Source organism: Cellulomonas sp. P5_C6, assembly GCF_054049635.1.
Genome location: NZ_JBFULZ010000306.1, coordinates 1 through 2873, shown reverse-complemented (window position 1 = coordinate 2873; position 2873 = coordinate 1). Strand labels below are relative to the sequence as shown.

The 2873-nt window shown below is 64.3% G+C and carries 2 protein-coding genes; both read right to left on the bottom strand.

Annotation, left to right across the window (positions count from 1 at the left end; all coding sequences use genetic code 11):
• Nucleotides 1-206 precede the first annotated feature (206 nt).
• Nucleotides 207-1391 (bottom strand): DUF6236 family protein, encoded by a 1185-nt coding sequence (locus ACXJKG_RS20510; protein ID WP_456847567.1) that lies wholly within the window; start codon nucleotides 1389-1391, stop codon nucleotides 207-209.
• A gap of 1009 nt (nucleotides 1392-2400) precedes the next feature.
• Nucleotides 2401-2796 (bottom strand): hypothetical protein, encoded by a 396-nt coding sequence (locus ACXJKG_RS20505; RefSeq protein ID WP_456847566.1) that lies wholly within the window; start codon nucleotides 2794-2796, stop codon nucleotides 2401-2403.
• Between the last annotated feature and the right edge of the window lie 77 nt (nucleotides 2797-2873).

Below are 2873 nucleotides of genomic sequence, written 5' to 3'. Positions count from 1 at the left end.
GTCTACAGATCCAGATCAACCCGCCGTTCCCGTCAAAGCTCCGGCACGGACCCGAGGGCGCCATGCGCTTCGATCGACCCCCGTACAACTGTTCTCAAGACGTCCACAGCTTGCTGGTGATCCTGCGCGCGAGACCTGGCGACGGTCCGTGAATCCCGGGAGTGATGACGGAGCGACGCGAGTGCCCAGTGACCGCTCCCGTGTGCTCAATAGGTTCCCGTGTAGAGCTTCTTCGCTCGTCTGACCACGGTGTGCGGGGTCAGACGGTCTCGGACGTCAAGAAGATAGCCGACGTCCGAACTGGCTTTCGCGGCTGCTCTCTGCCTTTGTACGTCCCACCATGCCCCTCCGGCCGCGACTGCAACGCCCCCTGTCGCGACCGCGCTCGCAGGCGCGCCGCTAAGCACCGCGGCGGCGGAAGCCGGAAGACTGTGCTTGCTAGCCATTAGGAAGGAGCGGACAGGGGCCATCTTGCGCAGCAGCAGCTCCTTCTCGAGCTTTCGCAGGGGTTGCTCGATACTGCGCGCCACGTGCTCGCTGAACTGCTCGAGCCGACGACGCTCGATCGGGAGGGCCGCGATCTCGCTCAGTTCATCGAGCTGCTTCGCGACGAAACTCCGGAAGTTGTCGAGTTCCACTTGGAGGTCCCTGCGGCACTCAACGATCTTCTCCGCCGGCACCAACGCCAGGCCGGTGGGGCGAACAGTCTGAACCGCCAGCATGACGTAATTGGCCACCGCATCGGAGTCTGACGCCGCTCGGACGTCCTCTTTTCGACCAGTCAACAATCGCAGTGCAGCGTGCGCCTCGTTCGTCGGCGTAGCCCGACGGAGCTCGTCCTGGTCGGTCAGCGGCTGGAAGCCGCCGGCCTCACTGACCTTCCCCGTTAGCGCCGTCATGTAGGCACCGGCGAGGAGCGGATGCAAGCCGATCCAGTTGGAGCCGTGACCGAAGGAGCCTCTGTTGTTCTTGCGTCCACGGATGGCGAGTCCCTGCTCCTCGAGGATCTGAAGAGCCCGCGGGGAGAACTTGGACAGGTGGATCCATCCGAGCCCTGGGGACCCCGGCGTCGGATCGGATGGAAAGAACGATTCATTCGCGGGCCAGTCCTCCTCTTCGACCCGCCAGACGTTGTAGCGGTCGCGAAGGTCGCTGGCGTTGACGCGGAGGTAGTCAACAAGGTCCCAGGCGACGAGGTCCAGGTACTCCGCGGGGTCTTCGTCGACGAGCAGGCCATGCTCCGCGAACGTCCGCGCCGTGTCCGTGTCGTGCTTGGGGTAGTCGTGCGGCACGAGACGCCGCACGGACGGCCAGTACAGCGCAGCTGTCTTCAGCCAGTCGTCGTCACGGACATGGATGTAGGGGAAATAGAGCGCCGGTGTGTTCAACACGGGCCTAGCCTCCCGCCACCGGCCCGGCTCCGGCAATGCGTGCACGTTGCAGGCTTACGATGCGGCCCACTTCACGTCGAGATACGACGCTCAGTTCGCGCTCGCGAGGGGCCGCACCTGCAATATGTCGCGCGTGCGCAGGCCAATCACCCCTCCTAGGACCAGCTTGCACGCGTATTGTCGGCTTTCCAACTGCCCCCGCGATCGACCGTCTACACGCGCAAGTGGCGAGAATCGAAGGCGCGCTTCGGCGAGTGCCGCCGGATGAGGGCGAACGTCTGATCTGCACGTTCACGATCGCCAATCCGTCGGCCCGAGCGCAAATTCAACCGGTCCGTTGACGTGGTCAACACGGACGCCCCCGCAGCGAACGGCCCACCCAAGCGCCGCCAAGGCCGGCAGGGCCGGTGAGATCGCTCTTGCGGTCAACGCTGGGAGCACCAGCCGTCTCCCTCCGCCTGAGCTCGTCGATTGCCGACCCAGGGTCGCAGCGAGGCGCCTAAGGTCCACCGCGAACGAAGCGCTGAGTACGACGGCTCGGCGCGAGAAACGCGGAACTTGGCCCGCGTGACAGCCAACGCAACTCAAGCTCAGGTAGCACCGGCGTCCGGAACCGAATCGATTGACACTCGCCACTTCGGCGGAAAAGCCCCGCGGCCCGAACTGCATGCTTGTCCCTCACACCGACGCCAGTGACGTCTCCGCTCATCCGGGATCTGCCTCGATGTTGGTAGCGCCTTGCCCACGAGCAAGGCCGCGCCGTCAACACCAAGGCGGCGCTCGAGGATCTCCAGTTCGCGACGATGCCGCCGTCGCTTGCTGCTGTGCGCGCGGCCGGACAGCCAGCGTTCGGGGTGACACCCAGTGATCCCGTGGCACAGAACCGGTTTYGCCGCTGCTCAATGGGCGAGAGCCACTCGCGCTCGCATCACGGCCTTACAACGCCGGCCGCGACGTCAACGTCACCGACCATGCCCGGCTGGCGCCCAGCGACTACCTACCTGAGCACTCACTGCGTCTCAATCGAAGCCACACTCTCCAGAATATCGGCGAGCGTTTCGCTCCCCGCGAGCCGCTGCGCGATTGCCTTGACACCCAGCTCCGCAAGGCGCTCCGCGGTCGCAAAGGGACGGGAAGCCTCGCCAACATCCAGAATTGCCAGCAGATCCCTAAGCGAACTGCCGCTCTCCAGAGTGCCCAGAGCGTTGAACTTGGTTACAAATCCTCCGGCCGGTGCCTCTTCGAGGTCCAATCCAGCACCGACCGCATATGCGATAGCGAACAGGTATGCGTCGCGCTGGCTCCCGCCAAAGTGTTCGTTCGAAATCGCCTTGAGATACTCGTCGGCGGCAGGGGTCAAACCAATCTGACTCTTGTCGGCCTTATCCTCCGGTGAGGCAACCATTGCTATTCGGCCCTTTCGATCTGCGCGACCTCAGGATCATTCGTGGGTCGATAAATCCGGTACGCATGGCCGATCGC